The following is an 18,135-nucleotide window of genomic DNA, read 5'->3' on the forward strand; positions in this document are numbered from 1 at the left end:
TTAGTCCTGTAGGCGAGCAATCTCCTCGCCAAATTCTTTGATATCTTCGAAACTCCGGTAAACCGAAGCAAAGCGGATGTAGGCGACTTTATCGAGTTTTTTCAACTGCTCCATCACCAGGTTGCCAATCATCTTGCTCGGCACCTCACGCTCGCCAGTCGCACGCAGTTGTGATTTGATATGGTTCAACGCCATTTCGACGTCATCAGAGCTGACCGGACGTTTCTCAAGCGCTCTGAGCATGCCGCTGCGCAGCTTATCTTCATTAAAGGGTTCACGCACATCGTTGCTTTTCACAACGCGCGGCATAACTAGTTCAGCCACTTCAAAAGTGGTGAAACGTTCGTTACAGACCAGACACTGCCGACGGCGGCGTACTGAGGAGCCCTCGCCGACAAGACGAGAGTCAATTACCTTAGTGTCTACGGCGAAACAGAATGGGCAATGCATACGGCGTCCTGTACCTCAGTGGTTGACCGGAATCTATTTTACCCTGAACTGGCGTGACAACAAAGGCGCAACGCTTTTGAGACAAAGGATCGATGCCTTCGCGCTCAGTGCGCACTACCATTATGCTATCGCGACAATAAAGGAAGTAATCACAATGACAAGACGTTACCTAAGAATTCTCCTGGTGGGAAGTCTCTTTAGCCTAAGCGCCTGCGCACAGCAAAGCGAAGTACGCCAGATGCATCAAAGCGTTAGCACGTTGAATAAAGAGATGACGCAGCTAAATCAGGAAACGGTAAAAATTACTCAACAAAATATGTTGAACGCAAAATCAACCAGCGGCGTCTATCTGCTGCCAGGTTCCAAAACCCCTGCCCGACTGGACAGCCAGATAGGCACGTTACGTATGTCGCTGATAAATATTGCGCCGAACGCCGACGGTACGCGCCTGACGCTGCGGATTCAGGGTGAATCCAACACGCCTTTACCCGCCTTTAGCGCCACCGTCGAATACGGGCAAATTCAGGGCACCACGGACAACTATCAGGAAGTGAACGTTCACAACCAATTGGTCAACGCCCCGGCAAGTATTCTTGCCCCCAGTGATGTAGACATTCCATTGCAGTTAAACGGACTGTCTCCAGATCAGTTAGGTTTTGTTCGCATCCACGACATCCAACCTGTTAGTCAATAAACTTTTTGCGGAACGTTTTTGTGCGTTCCGCAACATCACTCCCGCCCATTTTGTTACTCCTCTGACATAAGCGATATTTCCGGTAAAACTTGGCAACATTCACCGGAGTCAGTACAATTCGCCGCCTAAAGTACGCAAACGTGAACGCAATCGATTACGCAAATGATAGAACTGTGAAACAAAACATATTTTTGTGAACAATGATTTTTATAATAGGCACCGAAGAAACACGAAATATTTCTACACAAAATCATGCAAGACGTATCAAGGCGGCAACTGCGTGAATCCCTGGAGCTTACATCAGTAAGTGACAGGGGTGAGCAAAGGCAGCCAACAAAGAGGCGGCTTGAAGGATGAAGTGTATAGAAACGCAAATTGCGCATTTTTCACTCCCGAAAGGGATTTCAAACAGTGGCATACATATGAAAAAAACATTACTTGCAGCCGGTGCAGTGCTGGCGCTCTCCTCGTCTTTTACTGCCAACGCGGCAGAAAATGACAAACCGCAATATCTGTCCGACTGGTGGCACCAGAGCGTCAACGTGGTGGGTAGCTACCACACCCGTTTCTCCCCGAAACTGAACAACGACGTATATCTGGAATATGAAGCGTTTGCCAAAAAAGACTGGTTTGACTTCTATGGCTACATCGATATTCCTAAAACCTTCGACTGGGGTAACGGCAACGATAAAGGTATCTGGTCTGACGGTTCCCCGCTGTTTATGGAAATCGAACCGCGTTTCTCCATCGACAAACTGACCGGCGCTGACCTGAGCTTTGGTCCGTTCAAAGAATGGTATTTCGCCAACAACTACATCTACGACATGGGTGATAACAAAGCCAGCCGCCAGAGCACCTGGTATATGGGTCTGGGTACCGATATCGATACCGGTCTGCCGATGGGTCTGTCCCTGAACGTCTATGCTAAATACCAGTGGCAGAACTATGGCGCATCCAACGAAAACGAGTGGGATGGCTACCGTTTCAAAGTGAAATACTTTGTGCCGATCACCCAGGTTTGGGGCGGCCAACTGACCTACATCGGCTTCACCAACTTCGACTGGGGCTCAGATTTGGGTGATGACCCGAACCGCACCAGCAACTCTATCGCTTCCAGCCACGTCCTGGCGCTGAACTACGATCACTGGCACTACTCCGTAGTCGCGCGTTACTTCCATAACGGCGGCCAGTGGAAAGGTGGCGACACTCTGAACTGGGGCGAAGGCGACTTCAGCGCGAAATCTACCGGTTGGGGTGGTTACCTGGTTGTTGGTTACAACTTCTAATCCAGCCAATCTATCGCAGACAAGCCAGCTTAACCGCTGGCTTTTTTATGGCCGGTCTTCACAGCGTACTTTACGTAAAAAGTCACTTAGCGAACGATCCGCAGATTCGCGAAAGTGCCTGTCGAGTGGCGTGATCTTCAGACAACGATCAACGCGAAAACAGCGATAATCGTCACGTTTTTCACACCAGGCAACGAGCAGCCAGTGCTCGCCCCAGAAAAATAATCCCAGCGGCTGAACGTCGCGCCAGGAGAGATTCCCGGACTCATCGCGATAATGCAGCGCCAGCGCCTGCTGCGCCGAAACCGCGCGATGAATGAGATCGAACGCACTGCGTGAATGCGGCTGATTACCAAAATCAGGTGCGAAAATCCGCGTTTGCTCGGCTCTGCGCCGACTCTCTGGCGGCAATATCGCCAACACTTTTTCCTGTGCTGATTCCAGCGCCTGTGAGAGTGAATCCCCGCCCCATGTTTTCAGCAACCGAATCGCTACCATCAACGCTTCTGATTCGTGCTGGGTTAGCATCAACGGCGGCAGATCAAACCCCGCCATTAAGCGGTATCCACTACCCACTTCGCCTTCAATGGGCACGCCGGATAAAGAGAGATCGCGGATATCGCGATAAATCGTCCGTTCAGACACCTCCAGACGTTCTGCCAGCAGCGCCGCCGTTGTCACTCGCCTGCCACGCAGGATTTGTACAATCTGAAACAAGCGGTCGGCGCGTCTGGTCATATTAATCGTCAGTCCTGAAAAAATTACGCGGGTTGATGTAAACCAACGCGATTGCCTTCGCTGTCAGTAAATAGCGCAATCGTACCAATGTCCTGCCCCAGTTCGAGTGGGCCAAACACACACTGACCGCCAGCAGTGGCGACGCGTTCAAGCGTTGCAGTCAAATCGTCCGTATGCAGATAAATAATAGCGCCCTGCACTGAAGGCGTAATACCGTCAAATTTAGCCAGTGCACCGCCGGGAGCGGGATCCTGATGCGGAAATACGGCCAGCTCCGCGCAGTCCATGTTCTCCCGACGCAAAGAAACCTGCATCACGGGTTCATAAAAAGCGATGGCGCGATCCATTTGTGCTACAGGGATTTCAAACCAATTAATTACGTTGCTCATACTTCCTCCTGCCTGTGTGGGTAATCTCAGAAGGACTATAAGACAGGGCTACTGACAGCATACTGTCAGTAGTGTGGCGACAGGAAAAGATAATTGCCTGTCGCTAATTCACAGGCAAAAAAAATCCCGACCTTGCGATCGGGATTCCAGTATTTCCACTCTTGATGGGTTAAGGCAAAATTGACGGCTGATCCGCCCCTTCTTTCTCGACCTTCTGCTGCAGCATGTGCTCACGCTTCATACCCAGCTTCAGCGCCAGCGCCGATGCCACGTAGATAGAAGATGCGGTACCGATGGACACACCGATCAGCATCGTCAGCGAGAAGCCTTCCAGTACCGGACCACCGAACAGGAACAGCATCAGAATAACCATCAACGTTGTACCGGACGTAATCAACGTACGGTGCAGCGTTTGAGTCAGTGACACGTTAAAGATTTCGTAAGGCGTACCGCGACGAATTTTGCGGAAGTTTTCACGAATACGGTCAGATACAACGATACTATCGTTCAGCGAGTAACCGATCACCGACATCAGTGATGCGACGATAGTCAGGTCAATCTCGATATGGAACAACGACAGGATCCCAAGTGTGATAATCACGTCGTGCGCCAGAGCGATAACCACCCCCGCCGCCAGTCGCCACTCAAAGCGGAAACCGACGTACACCAGGATGGAGATCAGCGCCGCCATCAGCGCCATCGCACCGGTTTGCGCCAGATCAGCACCCACGCTCGGACCCACGAATTCAATTCGCTTCACCGCCGCGTTTTGGTTGGTGGATTCGTTAATCACACTCAACACTTTGCTGCCCAGCACCTGACCGCCGTCTGCACCTTCAGTTGGCGGCATACGTACCATAATGTCGTGGCTGCTGCCGAAGTTCTGCAGAAGCGGATCAACGAAGCCCGCTTTCTCCAGCGCATCGCGCATCACGTCCATATCGGCCGGTTTTTCCAGCGTGATTTCAATAACCGTACCACCGGTGAAATCGAGACCCCAGTTAAACCCGCGTACGCCCATCACCACGATGGCCGCAATCAGCAGGAAACCTGAAATGCCGAAAGCCCAGTAGTCCCAGCGCATAAAGTCCCAGACTTTACGGCCGTGGTTTAATTGTTCAACAGTATATTCCTGTGCCACTTCGCACTCCTCAGATTGACAGCTTTTTGACGCGCTTGCCGCCATACAACAGGTTTACGATGGCACGTGTACCGACAATCGCGGTAAACATCGACGTCGCCACACCAATACCGGTAGTAATCGCGAACCCTTTAATTGCCCCGGTGCCAACTGCGTACAGGATGATGACCTTGATCAGCGTCGTAATGTTCGCATCAAAGATGGAGCTAAATGCGCCCGCATAACCTTCGTTGATGGCCTGCTGCACCGAACGCCCGTTACTCAACTCTTCTTTGATACGTTCGTTGATCAGTACGTTCGCATCGACCGCGACGGCAAGGGTTAAGACGATCCCCGCAATCCCCGGCATACTCAGCGTAGCGCCCGGCAGCAGCGACATAATACCGACAATCAGCACCAGGTTAGCAATCAGCGCACTGGTCGCGATCAGACCGAACTTCTTATAGAAGAAGATCATGAACAGGATAGACACCACCAGACCGGCCAGACACGCTTCCAGACCCTGTTTAATGTTCTGCATACCCAGAGTTGGGCCGATGGTACGTTCTTCAACAATCTGAATCGGCGCAATCAACGCACCGGCACGTAACAGCAGAGAAAGCTGACGCGCTTCGTTCGGGTTGTTGATACCGGTGATACGGAAGCTATTACCCAGGCGAGACTGGATGTTGGCGATGTTAATCACCTCTTCCTGTTTCACCAGCACGGCGCGACCGTTAGCATCTTTCTTACCGCTGTCTTTGTACTCCACAAACAGGGTCGCCATCGGCTTACCGATGTTGTCCTTGGTGAAGTTGGACATGATGTTACCACCCGCGCTATCCAGCGAGATGTTAACCTGCGGCTGATTGTATTCGTCCTGGCTGGATGTGGAATCGGTGATATGGTCACCGGTCAGGATCACGCGCTTGTACAGCACAACAGGCTGACCTTCACGAGACTGTTTCACTTCCGAATCACCCGGAACACGACCCGATGCCGCAGCGGACTGATCAACGTTGGTATTTACCAGACGGAATTCCAGCGTCGCGGTTGCGCCCAGAATTTCTTTCGCCCGCGCGGTATCCTGAATACCCGGCAGTTCGACCACGATGCGGTCAGCACCCTGACGTTGTACAACCGGCTCAGCAACACCCAGTTGGTTAACACGGTTACGCAGAATGTTGATGTTCTGCTGTACCGCGTATTCACGGGCTTCGCTCAGACGCGCATCGGTCATCACCGCACGCAGTGCATTGCTGCCCTGGCTGGAAATAACCAAATCCTGGTGACGCTTGCTCAGGTAAGAGATAGCTTCATCACGGGCGCTGCTATCACGGAAAGTGATGCTCAGACCGTAGTTATCTTCTTTGCGAACGGTAGTATAAGGAATGCCTTTTTCACGCAGATCGCTGCGCAGGCTATCGATATTTTGTTCCTGCAACTTACTCAGCGCGGTATCCATATCCACTTCCATCAGGAAGTGAACGCCACCACGCAGGTCAAGACCGAGTTTCATCGGTTCTGCGTGAATGGCTGCCAGCCAGCGCGGGGTTGCCGGAGCAAGGTTAAGCGCCACGACGTATTGATCACCCAGCACGCCCATTAACACTTCACGTGCGCGCAGTTGGGTATCAGTGGAGTCGAAGCGCGCGAGAATAGCACCCTCTTCCAGAGCCACAGACTTAGGTGTGATTTTATCTTCTTGTAACGTTTTCTGGACCTGGATCAGCGTTTGCTCACTGGCGGCGGCACCGCGCACGCCAGTGATTTGAACAGCCGGATCCTCACCATACAGGTTGGGAAGCGCATAGAGCAGACCGACGACAATAACGACGATCAGCATGACATACTTCCACAAAGGATAACGGTTTAACACGGCAGTTCCCTTTGGGAAAACAATAAATTACAGCGCCTTCATGGTGCCTTTCGGCAGAACGGCAGCTACGAAATCACGTTTAATAACCACTTCAGTGGTGTCGTTCAGCGCGATAGCGATGTAGCCGGATTCTGCTACTTTGGTCACGCGACCCACCAGACCACCGTTGGTCAGCACTTCATCGCCTTTCGCAATGGAGTTCATCAGGTTTTTGTGTTCTTTGGTACGCTTTTGCTGCGGGCGCAGGATCATGAAGTAGAAAATCAGACCAAACACCACCAGCATCAGAATCAGAGACATCGGGCTGCCCTGCGCCGGAGCACCTGTTGCCGCTACCGCATCAGAAATAAAAAAGCTCATTCAAATTCCCTCATTATTAAAATTAATCAACGTTCACAGGTGGAACTGGTCTACCCTGACGTTGGTAAAAATCGGTCACGAAGCTCTCTAATTTACCCTCTTCAATAGCCTTGCGTAAACCCGCCATCAAACGCTGGTAGTAGCGAAGGTTATGAATTGTGTTGAGTCGCGCGCCCAATATTTCGTTGCAACGGTCAAGATGATGCAAGTATGCGCGCGAATAATTGCGACAGGTGTAGCAATCACACTCAGCATCGAGCGGACTGGTGTCGCTTTTATGTTTCGCGTTACGAATTTTTACCACGCCGTCAGTCACAAACAAATGACCATTACGGGCATTTCGCGTTGGCATCACGCAGTCAAACATATCGATACCGCGACGCACGCCTTCAACCAGATCTTCTGGTTTACCGACGCCCATCAGGTAACGCGGTTTATCAGCCGGAATCTGCGGGCAAACATGCTCCAGAATGCGGTGCATATCTTCCTTCGGCTCACCGACAGCCAAACCGCCGACAGCGTAGCCATCAAAGCCGATATCTACCAGACCTTTGACGGAGATATCACGTAAATCTTCGTAAACACTGCCCTGAATGATGCCAAAAAGCGCATTTTTATTGCCGAGGCTATCAAAACGGTCACGGCTGCGCTTCGCCCAACGCAAAGACATCTCCATCGAGCGTTTAGCATAGTCCCAGTCGGCAGGATACGGTGTACATTCGTCGAAGATCATCACGATATCGGAACCGAGATCGTATTGAATCTCCATCGACTTCTCAGGATCGAGGAAAATTGGATCGCCGTTGATCGGGTTACGGAAATGCACGCCTTGCTCAGTTATCTTACGGATGTCGCCCAGACTGAATACCTGGAAGCCACCAGAATCGGTGAGGATTGGGCCTTTCCACTGCATGAAATCGTGCAGATCGCCGTGCAGCTTCATGATTTCCTGACCCGGGCGCAGCCACAGATGGAAAGTGTTGCCCAGGATGATCTGTGCGCCGGTCGCTTCAACTTCTTCCGGCGTCATACCTTTTACTGTGCCGTAAGTACCGACCGGCATAAAAGCAGGCGTTTCCACTACGCCACGATCAAAAACCAGGCGGCCGCGGCGAGCGCGACCGTCTGTGGTGTCCAGTTCAAATTTCATCTTCACTCCTGCGTCAGAAAAACAGTCCGACGTTTTAAACACTCATGCCGGAAACTTATTCCCCGACACGCTCAGAAATAGCCTGCGGATTGTACGTGATAAACATGGCATCCCCGTAACTAAAAAAGCGATATTCCGCTTTTACCGCTTCATGATAGGCACGCATGGTGTTTTTATAACCAGCAAATGCGGAAACCAGCATGATGAGCGTCGATTCCGGCAGATGGAAATTGGTGACCAGAGCATCAATCACCTGATATTTATAGCCTGGATAAATAAAGATTTGTGTATCACCGAAGAACGGCTCGATTAGATCGTTTTTGGCCGCCTGCGCCGCACTTTCCAGCGAACGTACGGAGGTGGTGCCCACCGCAATCACGCGGTTACCGCGCGCTTTCGCCGCCAGCACCGCGTCTACCACATCCTGCGGCACTTCCGCATATTCGGAGTGCATAATGTGGTCTTCAATAGTGTCTACGCGCACCGGCTGGAAAGTACCCGCACCAACGTGCAGGGTGACGAACGCCATTTCAATGCCTTTATCGCGCAGTTTAGCCAGCAGCGGATCGTCAAAATGCAGACCCGCAGTCGGCGCAGCGACGGCACCCGGTTTTTCGCTGTACACGGTCTGGTACAGCTCGCGGTCGGCGTCTTCATCCGGACGGTCGATGTACGGCGGCAACGGCATATGGCCGATGGCGTTCAGAATATCCAGCACACTGCGTTCGTCGTTAAACTCAACTTCAAACAGCGCGTCATGGCGCGCCACCATCGTTGCTTTAATGCTTTCGTCATCGCCCAGCAGCAGCTCGGCGCCCGGCTTCGGCGCTTTTGAAGCACGAATATGCGCCAGAATACGTTTGTCATCCAGCATACGCTCGACCAGCACTTCAATCTTGCCGCCACTGGCTTTACGGCCAAACAGACGAGCCGGGATCACGCGGGTATTATTAAAGACCAGCAGATCTCCAGGGTTGAGCTTATCGAGCAAATCAGTGAAAGTACCGTGCGTCAGCGCGCCCGTCGGCCCATCCAGTGACAGCAAGCGGCAACTGCTGCGCTCAGCTTGCGGATAGTGGGCAATCAGGGATTCGGGTAATTCAAAGGTGAAATCGGTAACGCGCATGACACTGACTCAGACTAAAATAAGAGGCGGGTAGTCTAGTGCCGGGGCGTTCTCCCTGCAACCTTTACCCCTCAAGTTAAGAGACATAATCTATACACAAAATCATTCAAGATGCATCGAGGCGGCAACTGAATGAGTCCCCGGAGCTTACTCAAGTAAGTGACTGGGGTGAGTGAAGGCAGCTAACAAAGAGGCAGTTTGAAGGATGAAGTGGATATGAATTTTCTTGCACATTTGCATCTGGCCCACCTTGCCGATAGCTCGCTTTCCGGCAATCTGCTGGCCGATTTTGTCCGGGGTAATCCCCAAACGCACTATTCGCCCGACGTGGTGGAAGGCATCTTCATGCACCGTCGCATCGACGTAATGACCGATAACCTGCCACAGGTGCGTGAAGCCAAGGAGTGGTTTCGTAGCGAAACGCGTCGCGTCGCACCGATTACACTGGACGTCATGTGGGATCATTTTCTGTCGCGCCACTGGTCGGAAATCTCTCCCGATTTCCCGCTGACGGATTTTGTGCGCTACGCGCACACCCAGGTTGCCACTATTCTGCCAGAATCACCGCCGCGCTTTATTAATCTGAACAATTATATGTGGTCAGAGAAATGGCTTGAGCGCTACCGGGACATGGATTTTATCCAGAACGTCCTGAACGGCATGGCCAGTCGCCGTCCACGTCTCGATGCCCTGCGCGACTCATGGTATGACCTCAATACGCATTACGATGCGTTAGAAGAACGATTCTGGCAGTTTTATCCGCAAATGATGGACCAGGCGCGGCGTAAAACCCTTTGATTGTAGCCCGCATGACGCGCCGGATAAGCAGTAGCCGTCATCCGGCAAAAGATTGATAGACAAAACCTGTCTCATTGATTGCCAGCGCCTCTTTGTCTTATTACCGAACACTCTCTATACTGGCCCGCGTTGCGTTCCAAAAACCCCTTAACTTTGCAGGAGAATTATATGGTACTGGTAACTCGTCAGGCTCCGGATTTCACAGCAGCTGCGGTACTGGGTAGCGGTGAGATTGTTGATAACTTCAACTTCAAACAGCATACCAACGGTAAAACCACCGTTCTGTTCTTCTGGCCGATGGACTTCACCTTCGTTTGCCCGTCTGAACTGATCGCATTCGACAAGCGTTACGAAGAATTCCAGAAGCGCGGCGTAGAAGTGGTTGGCGTTTCTTTTGACTCTGAATTTGTCCACAACGCATGGCGTAACACCCCTGTCGACAAAGGCGGCATCGGTGCAGTGAAATACGCAATGGTTGCTGACATCAAACGCGAAATCCAGAAAGCCTACGGCATCGAGCACCCGGAAGCGGGCGTTGCTCTGCGTGGTTCTTTCCTGATCGACGCTAACGGCGTTGTTCGTCACCAGGTGGTTAACGATCTGCCGCTGGGCCGTAACATCGACGAAATGCTGCGCATGGTTGACGCGCTGCAGTTCCACGAAGAGCACGGCGACGTATGCCCGGCACAGTGGGAAAAAGGTAAAGAAGGTATGAACGCCTCTCCGGACGGCGTAGCAAAATACCTGACTGAAAACGTTTCCAGCCTGTAATTGGCATGAATCGAAAAAAGGCCCGCTAGTGCGGGCCTTTTTTATTGGCACTGACCCGGCCGTTAAAACGCGAAGCAGGAACAACCGAGCGCACCCCAGAAGGCCCGGTCATCTGACACAGGAATCCCCGATTTACGCGCTATATCATGCTGATGACCGTGTACGCCGCAGCTGCCACAGCACTGATGCATCTGCACCATTGCCCCAACCTTCGCGGCAACCGGCGGCGCTGAGCGATAGTGCCCCGGCACCTTCACTACCGGCGACCAGTCAGGTACAACCGGGATGGCCGGCGGTGCCAGCGGGGTGAAATGTCCGGCGGCATAAACAACCTTGCCGTCGACAATCGTCATCACCGACTCAATGCCTTTGATCTCTTCTTCCGGCACGCTGAAATAGTCTTTTGACAGCACCACCAGATCTGCCAGTTGATCCTTTTCAATACGCCCTTTCTTACCCTGCTCGCTGGAGAACCAGGCACTGCCTGCTGTCCACAGTTCCAGCGCCACATCGCGCGCCAGACGGTTGTTATCATCATACATCGCCATACCGCCAACGGTGCGTCCTGATACCAGCCAGTACAACGCTGTCCACGGGTTGTAACTTGCCACGCGCGTAGCATCGGTACCCAGGCCAACCGGCACATCAGCCGCCAGCATTTTCGCCACCGGCGGCGTATGTTTAACCGCCTCTTTGCCATAGCGATCGATAAAATACTCGCCCTGGAATGCCATACGGTGCTGAACTGCAATGCCACCGCCCAGCGCTTTTACCCGCTCGATGTTGCGTTCAGTAATCGTTTCGGCGTGATCGAAGAACCAGTGCAGGCCATTGAACGGGATGTCACGGTTCACCTTCTCAAACACGTCGAGCATGCGGCTGATGGATTCATCGTAGGTGGCATGCAGGCGGAACGGCCAACGATGTTCCACCAGGTGGCGCACCACGCGCTCCAGTTCCTCTTCCATCCCTTCCGGTAAATCCGGGCGTGGCTGCAGGAAATCTTCGAAGTCAGCCGCCGAGAAGACCAACATTTCCCCTGCCCCGTTAGCACGATAGAAATCGGTTCCCTGCCCGGGTTTGAGCATATCCGTCCAGCGCTCAAAGTCTTCCACTTCCTGCTTCGGACGCTGGGTAAACAGGTTGTAGGCAATACGCACCGTCATCTGCTGGTTCGCGTGCAGTTGCTCGATGATCTCGTAATCTTCCGGGTAGTTCTGGAAGCCGCCGCCGGCATCGATGGCGCTGGTCAGCCCCAGCCGGTTCAGTTCACGCATAAACTGGCGGGTCGAGTTAACCTGCATCTCTAACGGCAGTTTTGGCCCTTTCGCCAGCGTCGAATAGAGGATCATGGCGTTCGGTTTGGCTATCAACATTCCGGTTGGATTGCCGTTGCTGTCACGCACAATCTCACCGCCCGCCGGATCCGGCGTCGCTTTGGTGTAGCCGACGGCTTTCAACGCAGCGCGGTTCAGCAAAGCCCGGTCGTAGAGATGCAGAACAAAAACCGGGGTATCCGGAGCAGCTTCATTCAGTTCTTCCAGGGTTGGCATGCGCCGTTCGGCAAACTGAAACTCGCTCCAGCCGCCGACCACCCGCACCCATTGCGGAGACGGCGTCCGATCGGCTTGCTCTTTGAGCATGCGCAGCGCATCTGCGAGCGATGGGACACCTTCCCAGCGCAGCTCCAGGTTGTAGTTCAACCCACCGCGAATGAGGTGCAGGTGCGAATCATTTAAACCCGGGATCACGGTGTGTCCCTGCAGATCGACAATCTGCGTACCGTCGGTCGCAAAGCTCATTACCCGATCGTGACTACCCGTCGCGAGGATCTTCCCGTTAGCGATCGCCACCGCCTCTACCTGCGGGCTTTGCTTTTCGAGAGTATGAATTTTTCCGTGAGTCAGAATCAGTGTGGCAGTTTGAGACATAACAATCTCCTGAGAAACCGGTCAGGCTTTTTTCAGCCATCCGGCAAACAGACGGGTTACGATGGGCATCCACAACCAGACCACCAGCGCAACCACACAGGCATCATTAATCAGATGCAGGAGTAACGAGCCTTTCATTGAAGGCAGCAGAATACCGGTCAGCCACGGCACCAGGTTGGTACTGGGGAAAATCACCAGCAGCGTTATCAAAAACTGCTTCCAACGTTTGGGCTGACGTACATGGGGGGCTGGCGGCGTAAACCAGAAGGCCGCTTCGGTGCGCACTTCTGTTTTATCGCCTTCGGCCAGCAGCGGCGCAATTTCCTCAACCAGCTCCCGGCGCGTATCAGATTGAGTCCAGTTATACAGATGCTCAAGGGTGTCGAAGCGAATGATGATGTTCCACAGGTTTTGTCCATCTGTGGGTCGAATGACATTCGCCCCAAGATGTCCGGGAAACTCGGCGGCCAGCGGCATGATTTTCCCCAACCACTGCTCATAACGCTGCGCCTGGTCAGGCCGCAGGGTGTGAGTAATTACCAACGTCACATGTTTGTTCTGCGCCATGAAAGGTTCCTAGCTAAAGGGAAATTGACCTGCTTAAGCCATGAAAGCAATACACAATTATTCGTGAAACATCGAGGCGGCAAGATTGTGTAGCCCCGGTCACTTACATAAGTCAGTGACCGGGGTACGCAAACTAAGCCAACAAAGAGGCAACATGAAAGATGGCGTGTATTCAGGCTTTACGTTCCGGCGCGCCATGCACCATGGTATACGCGTAATCCACACCCATACCGTAGGCGCCGCTGTGTTCACGCACCAAATCCATAACGGCGTCGTAGGTTTCTTTGCGGGACCAGTCGCGCTGGTACTCAAGAAGAACCTGTTGCCAGGTCACAGGCACAGCACCCGCCTGCACCATGCGATCGATGGAACGTTCATGGGCATCCACCGACGTGCCGCCTGAAGTGTCTGTTACCACATACACTTCGTAGCCCGCTTCCAGCGCCATCAGCGCCGGGAAGGTCAGGCACACTTCGGTCCACAACGCGGAAATAATCAGTTTTTTACGCCCGGTCGCTTCTACCGCCTTAACAAAGGCTGCATCTTCCCAGGAGTTCATCGAGGTGCGTTCAATCGGTTTCACATCAGGATGAACAGCTAACAATTCCGGCCAGATATATCCGCTAAAACTTTTCGTTTCTACTGAAGTATAAATTACTGGAACATTGAATATTTTCCCGGTTTTGGCTAATGCCACGGTATTATTTTTCAATGTCTGGCGATCAATATTCGCCACACCAAATGACATTTGCGGCTGATGGTCAATAAAAATTAGCGTAGAGTTTTGAGGGTCAATCAGTTCCCGAATAGACATAGCACACCTTCTTAATCAATAAGTTAAAAGGTAACGGTCTGTATCTGCCGTCAGCAGCAGGATCCTGAATCAGAAAGCTTGTTGAGTATAGCGGGAAATTTCTAACGAGTTATTAAAGAAAACTTACCATCCTGTGAAACTATTCGTTCTGTGTTGCGATATATCCTAAACAACATCAAAAAAATGCGCATGACTCATCTAATTTATTCACTGGCATTGTTTTTCTCCATTCGGTAAAACAGAGAGGTTTAATTTTCAGGATATTTTCTGCTTATGCGCCTCAATCTGGATGTTCTGCTGATCCTCGACGCACTCGACAAACAGGGGTCATTTGCTGCGGCGGCCGAATCGCTGTTTAAAACCCCTGCGGCACTCAGCTATATGATTCAGAAGCTGGAAAGCGATCTGAACATCGAATTGCTTGACCGTTCCGGACACCGGGCAAAATTCACCGACACCGGACGGATGATGCTGGAAAAAGGGCGTCTACTGCTGAGTGCGGCAAAAGATCTCGAAAAGCAGGCAATACAGCTAAGTTCCGGCTGGGAAAAGGAGCTGGCAATAGCGCTCGATGATTCTTTTCCCTTTGCCGCGCTGCTACCTATTATTGATGAATTTCATGCACTTAATAAACAGACCCGTCTCAACTTCACCCACCATACGCTGGCGGGTTCATGGGAGGAGCTGACCCATAATGGAGCAGATATCATTCTGGGGGCGATTAATGAACCACCAACGTCAGCGGCCTGGTCCTACAAAATGCTCGGCACGCTGGACAATGTCTTTGTCGTCGCCCCAGGACACCCGCTGGCGAGCGCGCCTGATGACCTGACGAATGAGCAATTGTGTCTGCACCGGGCGATTGTTATCAGCGACAGCGCTCGCTTTTGCCACCCATTACAGACCAACCTGATGGATGAACAGGCGCAAATTCGCGTCGATGATTTCCACTGTAAGGTGATGCTGCTGCGGGCGGGAATGGGCTGCGGATTTCTCCCCCGCCACATTGCCAGCCCATGGATTGCCAGCGGTGAACTGGTAGAAAAGAAGGTTATCTCATTTCGTCAAAAAGACGTCGCCTATATGGCATGGCGCAATAGTAGCGAAGGACTGGCGCAGCGCTGGTGGCGAGACGCGCTGCTGGCCAGTGAGGAAATTGCGCACTTGTATCAATGACTCATCCAGACTGAAGCCGATATTGCGGGCAGCGTCAGGATATCATCGACGAGTTGGCCTTTGCCCTCTTTGTGCTGCCATTGACTGACATTGAGCAACGATGAGGCTGGCAGCACGACTTCACAAGCGTGACCGCGGTTTATCGCCACCAACACGCGCTGGCGGTTTAGCACGCGTGCAAACACCACCACGTTATCCTCGGCGTAAATCACCTGGCACCCACCGTGGCGTAGCGCCTGGATCTGGTGACGTAATTTGGCCAGACGCTGATACAACGCCAGCAGGTCAGCGTCCTGTTTTTCAGGCTGCCACGGGAACGGTTTGCGACAAAAAGGATCGTTATTTCCATCCAGCCCCACTTCGTCGCCGTAGTAAATACAGGGCACGCCAGGCCAGGTAAACAACCACACCACCGCCAGCGGTAACCGTGCAACGTCTTTACCAAGCAGAGATTTAAAACGGGCGGTATCGTGGCTGTCGAGCTGATTAAACATCCGCAACTGCTGCTGATGCGACAACCCCGCGCGGTAGTTATCCATCCACGCCATACAGGTCTGAGCGTCAATAGATTGTGGGTCGTATGAAATATCGGTATTGGCGAGGAATCCCCAGAGGGGGAAAGTAAAACCGCGATAGTTCATGGCGGCATCTTCCGCATCGGCCTGCAACCACTGACGCGCATCGCCAAAATGTTCACCCACCACATACGCCTCTGGCTGGGTTTCTTTCGCCGCCTGCGTAATTCCGGCGACATGCTGCAAGTTATTACGTGCGCCACCGGCCTCTCCCAGCATATGCACGACATCCAGACGCCAGCCGTCCATACTCCACGGTGCTTTTAGCCAGTGGCGGACGATACTGTCTTCGCCACGATAAATTTCATTTACCAGGCTTTCAGAGGAAAAGTCCAGTTTGGGTAGGCTTGAGTACCCCAACCAGTCCAGCGCAACCCCATCAGCAGAGAAATGGTACCAGTCGCGCCAGGGGGAGTGTGGGTTATGGCACGCCCCGTCCGTCCCGCGATGATGTCGATCAAACCAGGCATGCGAATCGCCGCTATGGTTAAAGACACCGTCCAGAATCAGCCGTATGCCCTGCTGTTGCGTGTTGTGACGCAGGCGCAGCAGCGCCCTGTCGCCGCCAAACTGCGGATCAACATGGCGGTAATCTTCAGTATCATATTTATGTACGCTCGGCGCGATAAACACCGGATTCAGATACAGCGCCGTTACCCCTAACGTCTTCAGATACGGCAGTTTCTCGCTGATGCCGTCCAAATCTCCGCCATAAAACGTCGAACCACCGGCCTGAGCCGTAAGCGGTTCATCCCATTCGCGCCGCACGATGTCGTGTCCGGCCGCGTGGTGGTAATAGACGTTATCCTGAATCGCTTCACGCGACTGGCTGCGGGCAAAACGATCCGGGAAAATCTGATAAAAAATCTGATCGGCAACCCACTGCGGACCGTTATCCGGTACATCAACAGCAAACTGCTCCAGACGCGCAGGCGGAAAGCAGTTGAATCCCTGCGGGGTGAACCACAACTGGCGATCGCGCCAGAGTAATTTAAAGCTATAGCGTCGGCGGGGCTGCCCGCTGGTAAGATCGATCACCGCTCGCCACGCGTTCACGCCCGGCTGCGGTTGGCTACGCAGTTTGTGCATGCTCAGAGAAATTTCTTCGTTATCGTTTTCCGCGCGTAGCGTCACCCGCTGAGGAGGATTTTCCCCCGCCAGCCATAACGTAATCGTCAGTTGATCTTTGTTTTGCTTCACAAATGGGGCAACCGGAAGGTGCCAGGCGTTCAACATCACGTATCCCCTTTGATGATAATGACGACACCTTGCCATAGCGAAGTACAGGATCACTCATCATCTTAACGTTTATTGGGGGAGGAGTGCGGGGGAGGAGAAAATTACCGGATAACGTCAGGCTACCCGGTAAACAATGAATACTTATTGGCCATCAGGCAAATTGAAAGTAGGCTTTTCCAAATTTAGATGGGAGAGCGCTTCAGGCATATCACTGAACATAACTTGCGCTACATTATTAAAGTTATAGGTATTTTTATCGGCATTGGCAAAATGCTGTTGCATTGAACCGAGCAATGACACCATTTCGTTGAAAGCATCCTTGGCTGTCTCCTTGTCTTGACCACTTTTCATTTCACTGTATGCCTGATTGATGGCATATTTGAATATATTAAAGAAAGCAACTACATCGTCACCACCATTAAACAGCTCTCCATTACCTTCAGCCATTTTATTTATGGTTTGTTGAAAATATGTTTGAGTGTTATTGGCTTCGAGATGCGCCCCCCTAAAAACCCCAAATGCTTCAAGACGTATTGAGCTATTACTTTGAGATACATCGAGAGCAAGAATATTCCTAACACCTTTATTAATTAAGTCCCTATTTTCATAAGCTAAAGCTTTTCTCTGTTCCAGATTTAGCAAGGCATCCTTGCTGTGGTGAATACTAAAAAATTGCAGGATTTTATTCTTAAGTGATTTTTTTTCTGGAACACTATTTTTCTTTACAACGTCGTTTTTTACCTTAGCGACATTCTCCGCTTGAATAGTTGCATTTTTCGCTACATGGCTCTTTGGATTACTCATTACCTTTGCTTCTGGCTGTAGCAGAACTTCACGTTTTAACTCCGACCTCCGCAAGCCTTCTGCTCCAGGGGGGGCAGCCCGTGGGGTATTCTGCACCGCAGCCTGCTTGTGCACATCTGTACGGGGCGGCACCTGCGGGCGGGTCTGCACCGACGCCTGCTTGTGCACATCTGTACGGGGCGGTACCGGCGGAGGGGTCTGCACCGACGCCTGCTTGTGCACATCTGTACGGGGCGGCACCGGCGGAGGGGTCTGCACCGACGCCTGC

Annotated in this window: 18 protein-coding genes; 5 read left to right on the top strand and 13 right to left on the bottom strand. The window is 52.3% G+C overall.

Translation table 11 applies throughout. From position 1 onward, the window contains the following. A complete protein-coding gene (gene nrdR, locus SK32_RS10880) occupies nucleotides 1-450 on the bottom strand; it encodes a transcriptional regulator NrdR (protein WP_016152032.1) in 450 nt (149 codons plus the stop codon). A gap of 154 nt (nucleotides 451-604) precedes the next feature. Here nrdR and SK32_RS10885 point away from each other — a divergent pair, with 154 nt between their 5' ends. Both SK32_RS10885 and SK32_RS10890 read left to right on the top strand, forming a co-directional pair. Further along, a complete protein-coding gene (locus SK32_RS10885) occupies nucleotides 605-1,144 on the top strand; it encodes a SadB/YajI family lipoprotein (protein ID WP_048212439.1) in 540 nt (179 codons plus the stop codon). A gap of 422 nt (nucleotides 1,145-1,566) precedes the next feature. Then, on the top strand, nucleotides 1,567-2,430 hold the full coding sequence (locus tag SK32_RS10890) for a nucleoside-specific channel-forming protein Tsx (RefSeq protein WP_003021561.1): 864 nt from the start codon (nucleotides 1,567-1,569) through the stop codon (nucleotides 2,428-2,430). Between the two features lie 45 nt (nucleotides 2,431-2,475). Here SK32_RS10890 and SK32_RS10895 read toward each other — a convergent pair whose 3' ends face one another. From SK32_RS10895 to queA, 7 genes are all read right to left on the bottom strand, one after another. Beyond that, nucleotides 2,476-3,168 (bottom strand): helix-turn-helix transcriptional regulator, encoded by a 693-nt coding sequence (locus SK32_RS10895; RefSeq protein WP_048212440.1) that lies wholly within the window; start codon nucleotides 3,166-3,168, stop codon nucleotides 2,476-2,478. Between the two features lie 23 nt (nucleotides 3,169-3,191). After that, nucleotides 3,192-3,557: a VOC family protein gene (locus SK32_RS10900; RefSeq protein ID WP_048212441.1), complete on the bottom strand. Its 366-nt coding sequence runs from the start codon at nucleotides 3,555-3,557 to the stop codon at nucleotides 3,192-3,194. Nucleotides 3,558-3,726: 169 nt separating this feature from the next. Next, nucleotides 3,727-4,698, bottom strand: a complete 972-nt coding sequence (gene secF / locus SK32_RS10905) for a protein translocase subunit SecF (RefSeq protein WP_003021550.1) — start codon at nucleotides 4,696-4,698, stop codon at nucleotides 3,727-3,729. A 10-nt stretch (nucleotides 4,699-4,708) separates the two neighbouring features. Continuing rightward, nucleotides 4,709-6,556, bottom strand: a complete 1,848-nt coding sequence (gene secD, locus SK32_RS10910) for a protein translocase subunit SecD (RefSeq protein WP_003021547.1) — start codon at nucleotides 6,554-6,556, stop codon at nucleotides 4,709-4,711. Nucleotides 6,557-6,583: 27 nt separating this feature from the next. Then, on the bottom strand, nucleotides 6,584-6,916 hold the full coding sequence (yajC, locus tag SK32_RS10915; protein ID WP_003021544.1) for a preprotein translocase subunit YajC: 333 nt from the start codon (nucleotides 6,914-6,916) through the stop codon (nucleotides 6,584-6,586). A gap of 22 nt (nucleotides 6,917-6,938) precedes the next feature. Then, nucleotides 6,939-8,066 (bottom strand): tRNA guanosine(34) transglycosylase Tgt, encoded by a 1,128-nt coding sequence (tgt, locus tag SK32_RS10920; protein ID WP_003021535.1) that lies wholly within the window; start codon nucleotides 8,064-8,066, stop codon nucleotides 6,939-6,941. Nucleotides 8,067-8,121: 55 nt separating this feature from the next. Continuing rightward, nucleotides 8,122-9,192: a tRNA preQ1(34) S-adenosylmethionine ribosyltransferase-isomerase QueA gene (gene queA / locus SK32_RS10925; RefSeq protein WP_048212442.1), complete on the bottom strand. Its 1,071-nt coding sequence runs from the start codon at nucleotides 9,190-9,192 to the stop codon at nucleotides 8,122-8,124. A gap of 216 nt (nucleotides 9,193-9,408) precedes the next feature. Here queA and acpH point away from each other — a divergent pair, with 216 nt between their 5' ends. Together acpH and SK32_RS10935 are read left to right on the top strand one after the other, a co-directional pair. After that, nucleotides 9,409-9,990, top strand: coding sequence for an ACP phosphodiesterase (gene acpH, locus SK32_RS10930; RefSeq protein ID WP_048212443.1), 582 nt, complete (start codon nucleotides 9,409-9,411; stop codon nucleotides 9,988-9,990). A 168-nt stretch (nucleotides 9,991-10,158) separates the two neighbouring features. Beyond that, entirely contained in the window at nucleotides 10,159-10,761 is a 603-nt protein-coding gene (locus SK32_RS10935) for a peroxiredoxin (protein ID WP_048212444.1), read from the top strand. 62 nt (nucleotides 10,762-10,823) lie between these two features. Here the strand turns inward: SK32_RS10935 and SK32_RS10940 are convergent, their stop codons facing one another. The 3 genes from SK32_RS10940 to SK32_RS10950 form a co-directional block, all read right to left on the bottom strand. After that, nucleotides 10,824-12,692: an amidohydrolase gene (locus SK32_RS10940; protein ID WP_048212445.1), complete on the bottom strand. Its 1,869-nt coding sequence runs from the start codon at nucleotides 12,690-12,692 to the stop codon at nucleotides 10,824-10,826. Between the two features lie 21 nt (nucleotides 12,693-12,713). Next, nucleotides 12,714-13,259: an antibiotic biosynthesis monooxygenase gene (locus tag SK32_RS10945; RefSeq protein WP_005125120.1), complete on the bottom strand. Its 546-nt coding sequence runs from the start codon at nucleotides 13,257-13,259 to the stop codon at nucleotides 12,714-12,716. A 172-nt stretch (nucleotides 13,260-13,431) separates the two neighbouring features. Further along, nucleotides 13,432-14,073: a hydrolase gene (locus SK32_RS10950; RefSeq protein WP_048212446.1), complete on the bottom strand. Its 642-nt coding sequence runs from the start codon at nucleotides 14,071-14,073 to the stop codon at nucleotides 13,432-13,434. A gap of 273 nt (nucleotides 14,074-14,346) precedes the next feature. Between SK32_RS10950 and SK32_RS10955 the strand changes: the two genes are divergently transcribed. After that, nucleotides 14,347-15,249 carry a LysR family transcriptional regulator gene (locus SK32_RS10955; RefSeq protein ID WP_048212447.1) on the top strand — a complete coding sequence of 301 codons (903 nt, stop codon included), beginning with the start codon at nucleotides 14,347-14,349 and terminating at the stop codon, nucleotides 15,247-15,249. Here the strand turns inward: SK32_RS10955 and malZ are convergent. After that, a complete protein-coding gene (malZ, locus tag SK32_RS10960) occupies nucleotides 15,243-17,060 on the bottom strand; it encodes a maltodextrin glucosidase (protein ID WP_048212448.1) in 1,818 nt (605 codons plus the stop codon). The two genes, SK32_RS10955 and malZ, sit on opposite strands and share 7 nt — an antisense overlap. 144 nt (nucleotides 17,061-17,204) lie before the next feature. Then, a partial coding sequence (locus SK32_RS10965) for a hypothetical protein (RefSeq protein WP_197081313.1) occupies nucleotides 17,205-18,135 on the bottom strand: 931 nt, incomplete at its 5' end.

This window comes from Citrobacter sp. MGH100, assembly GCF_001034465.1.
GTDB lineage: Bacteria > Pseudomonadota > Gammaproteobacteria > Enterobacterales > Enterobacteriaceae > Citrobacter > Citrobacter youngae.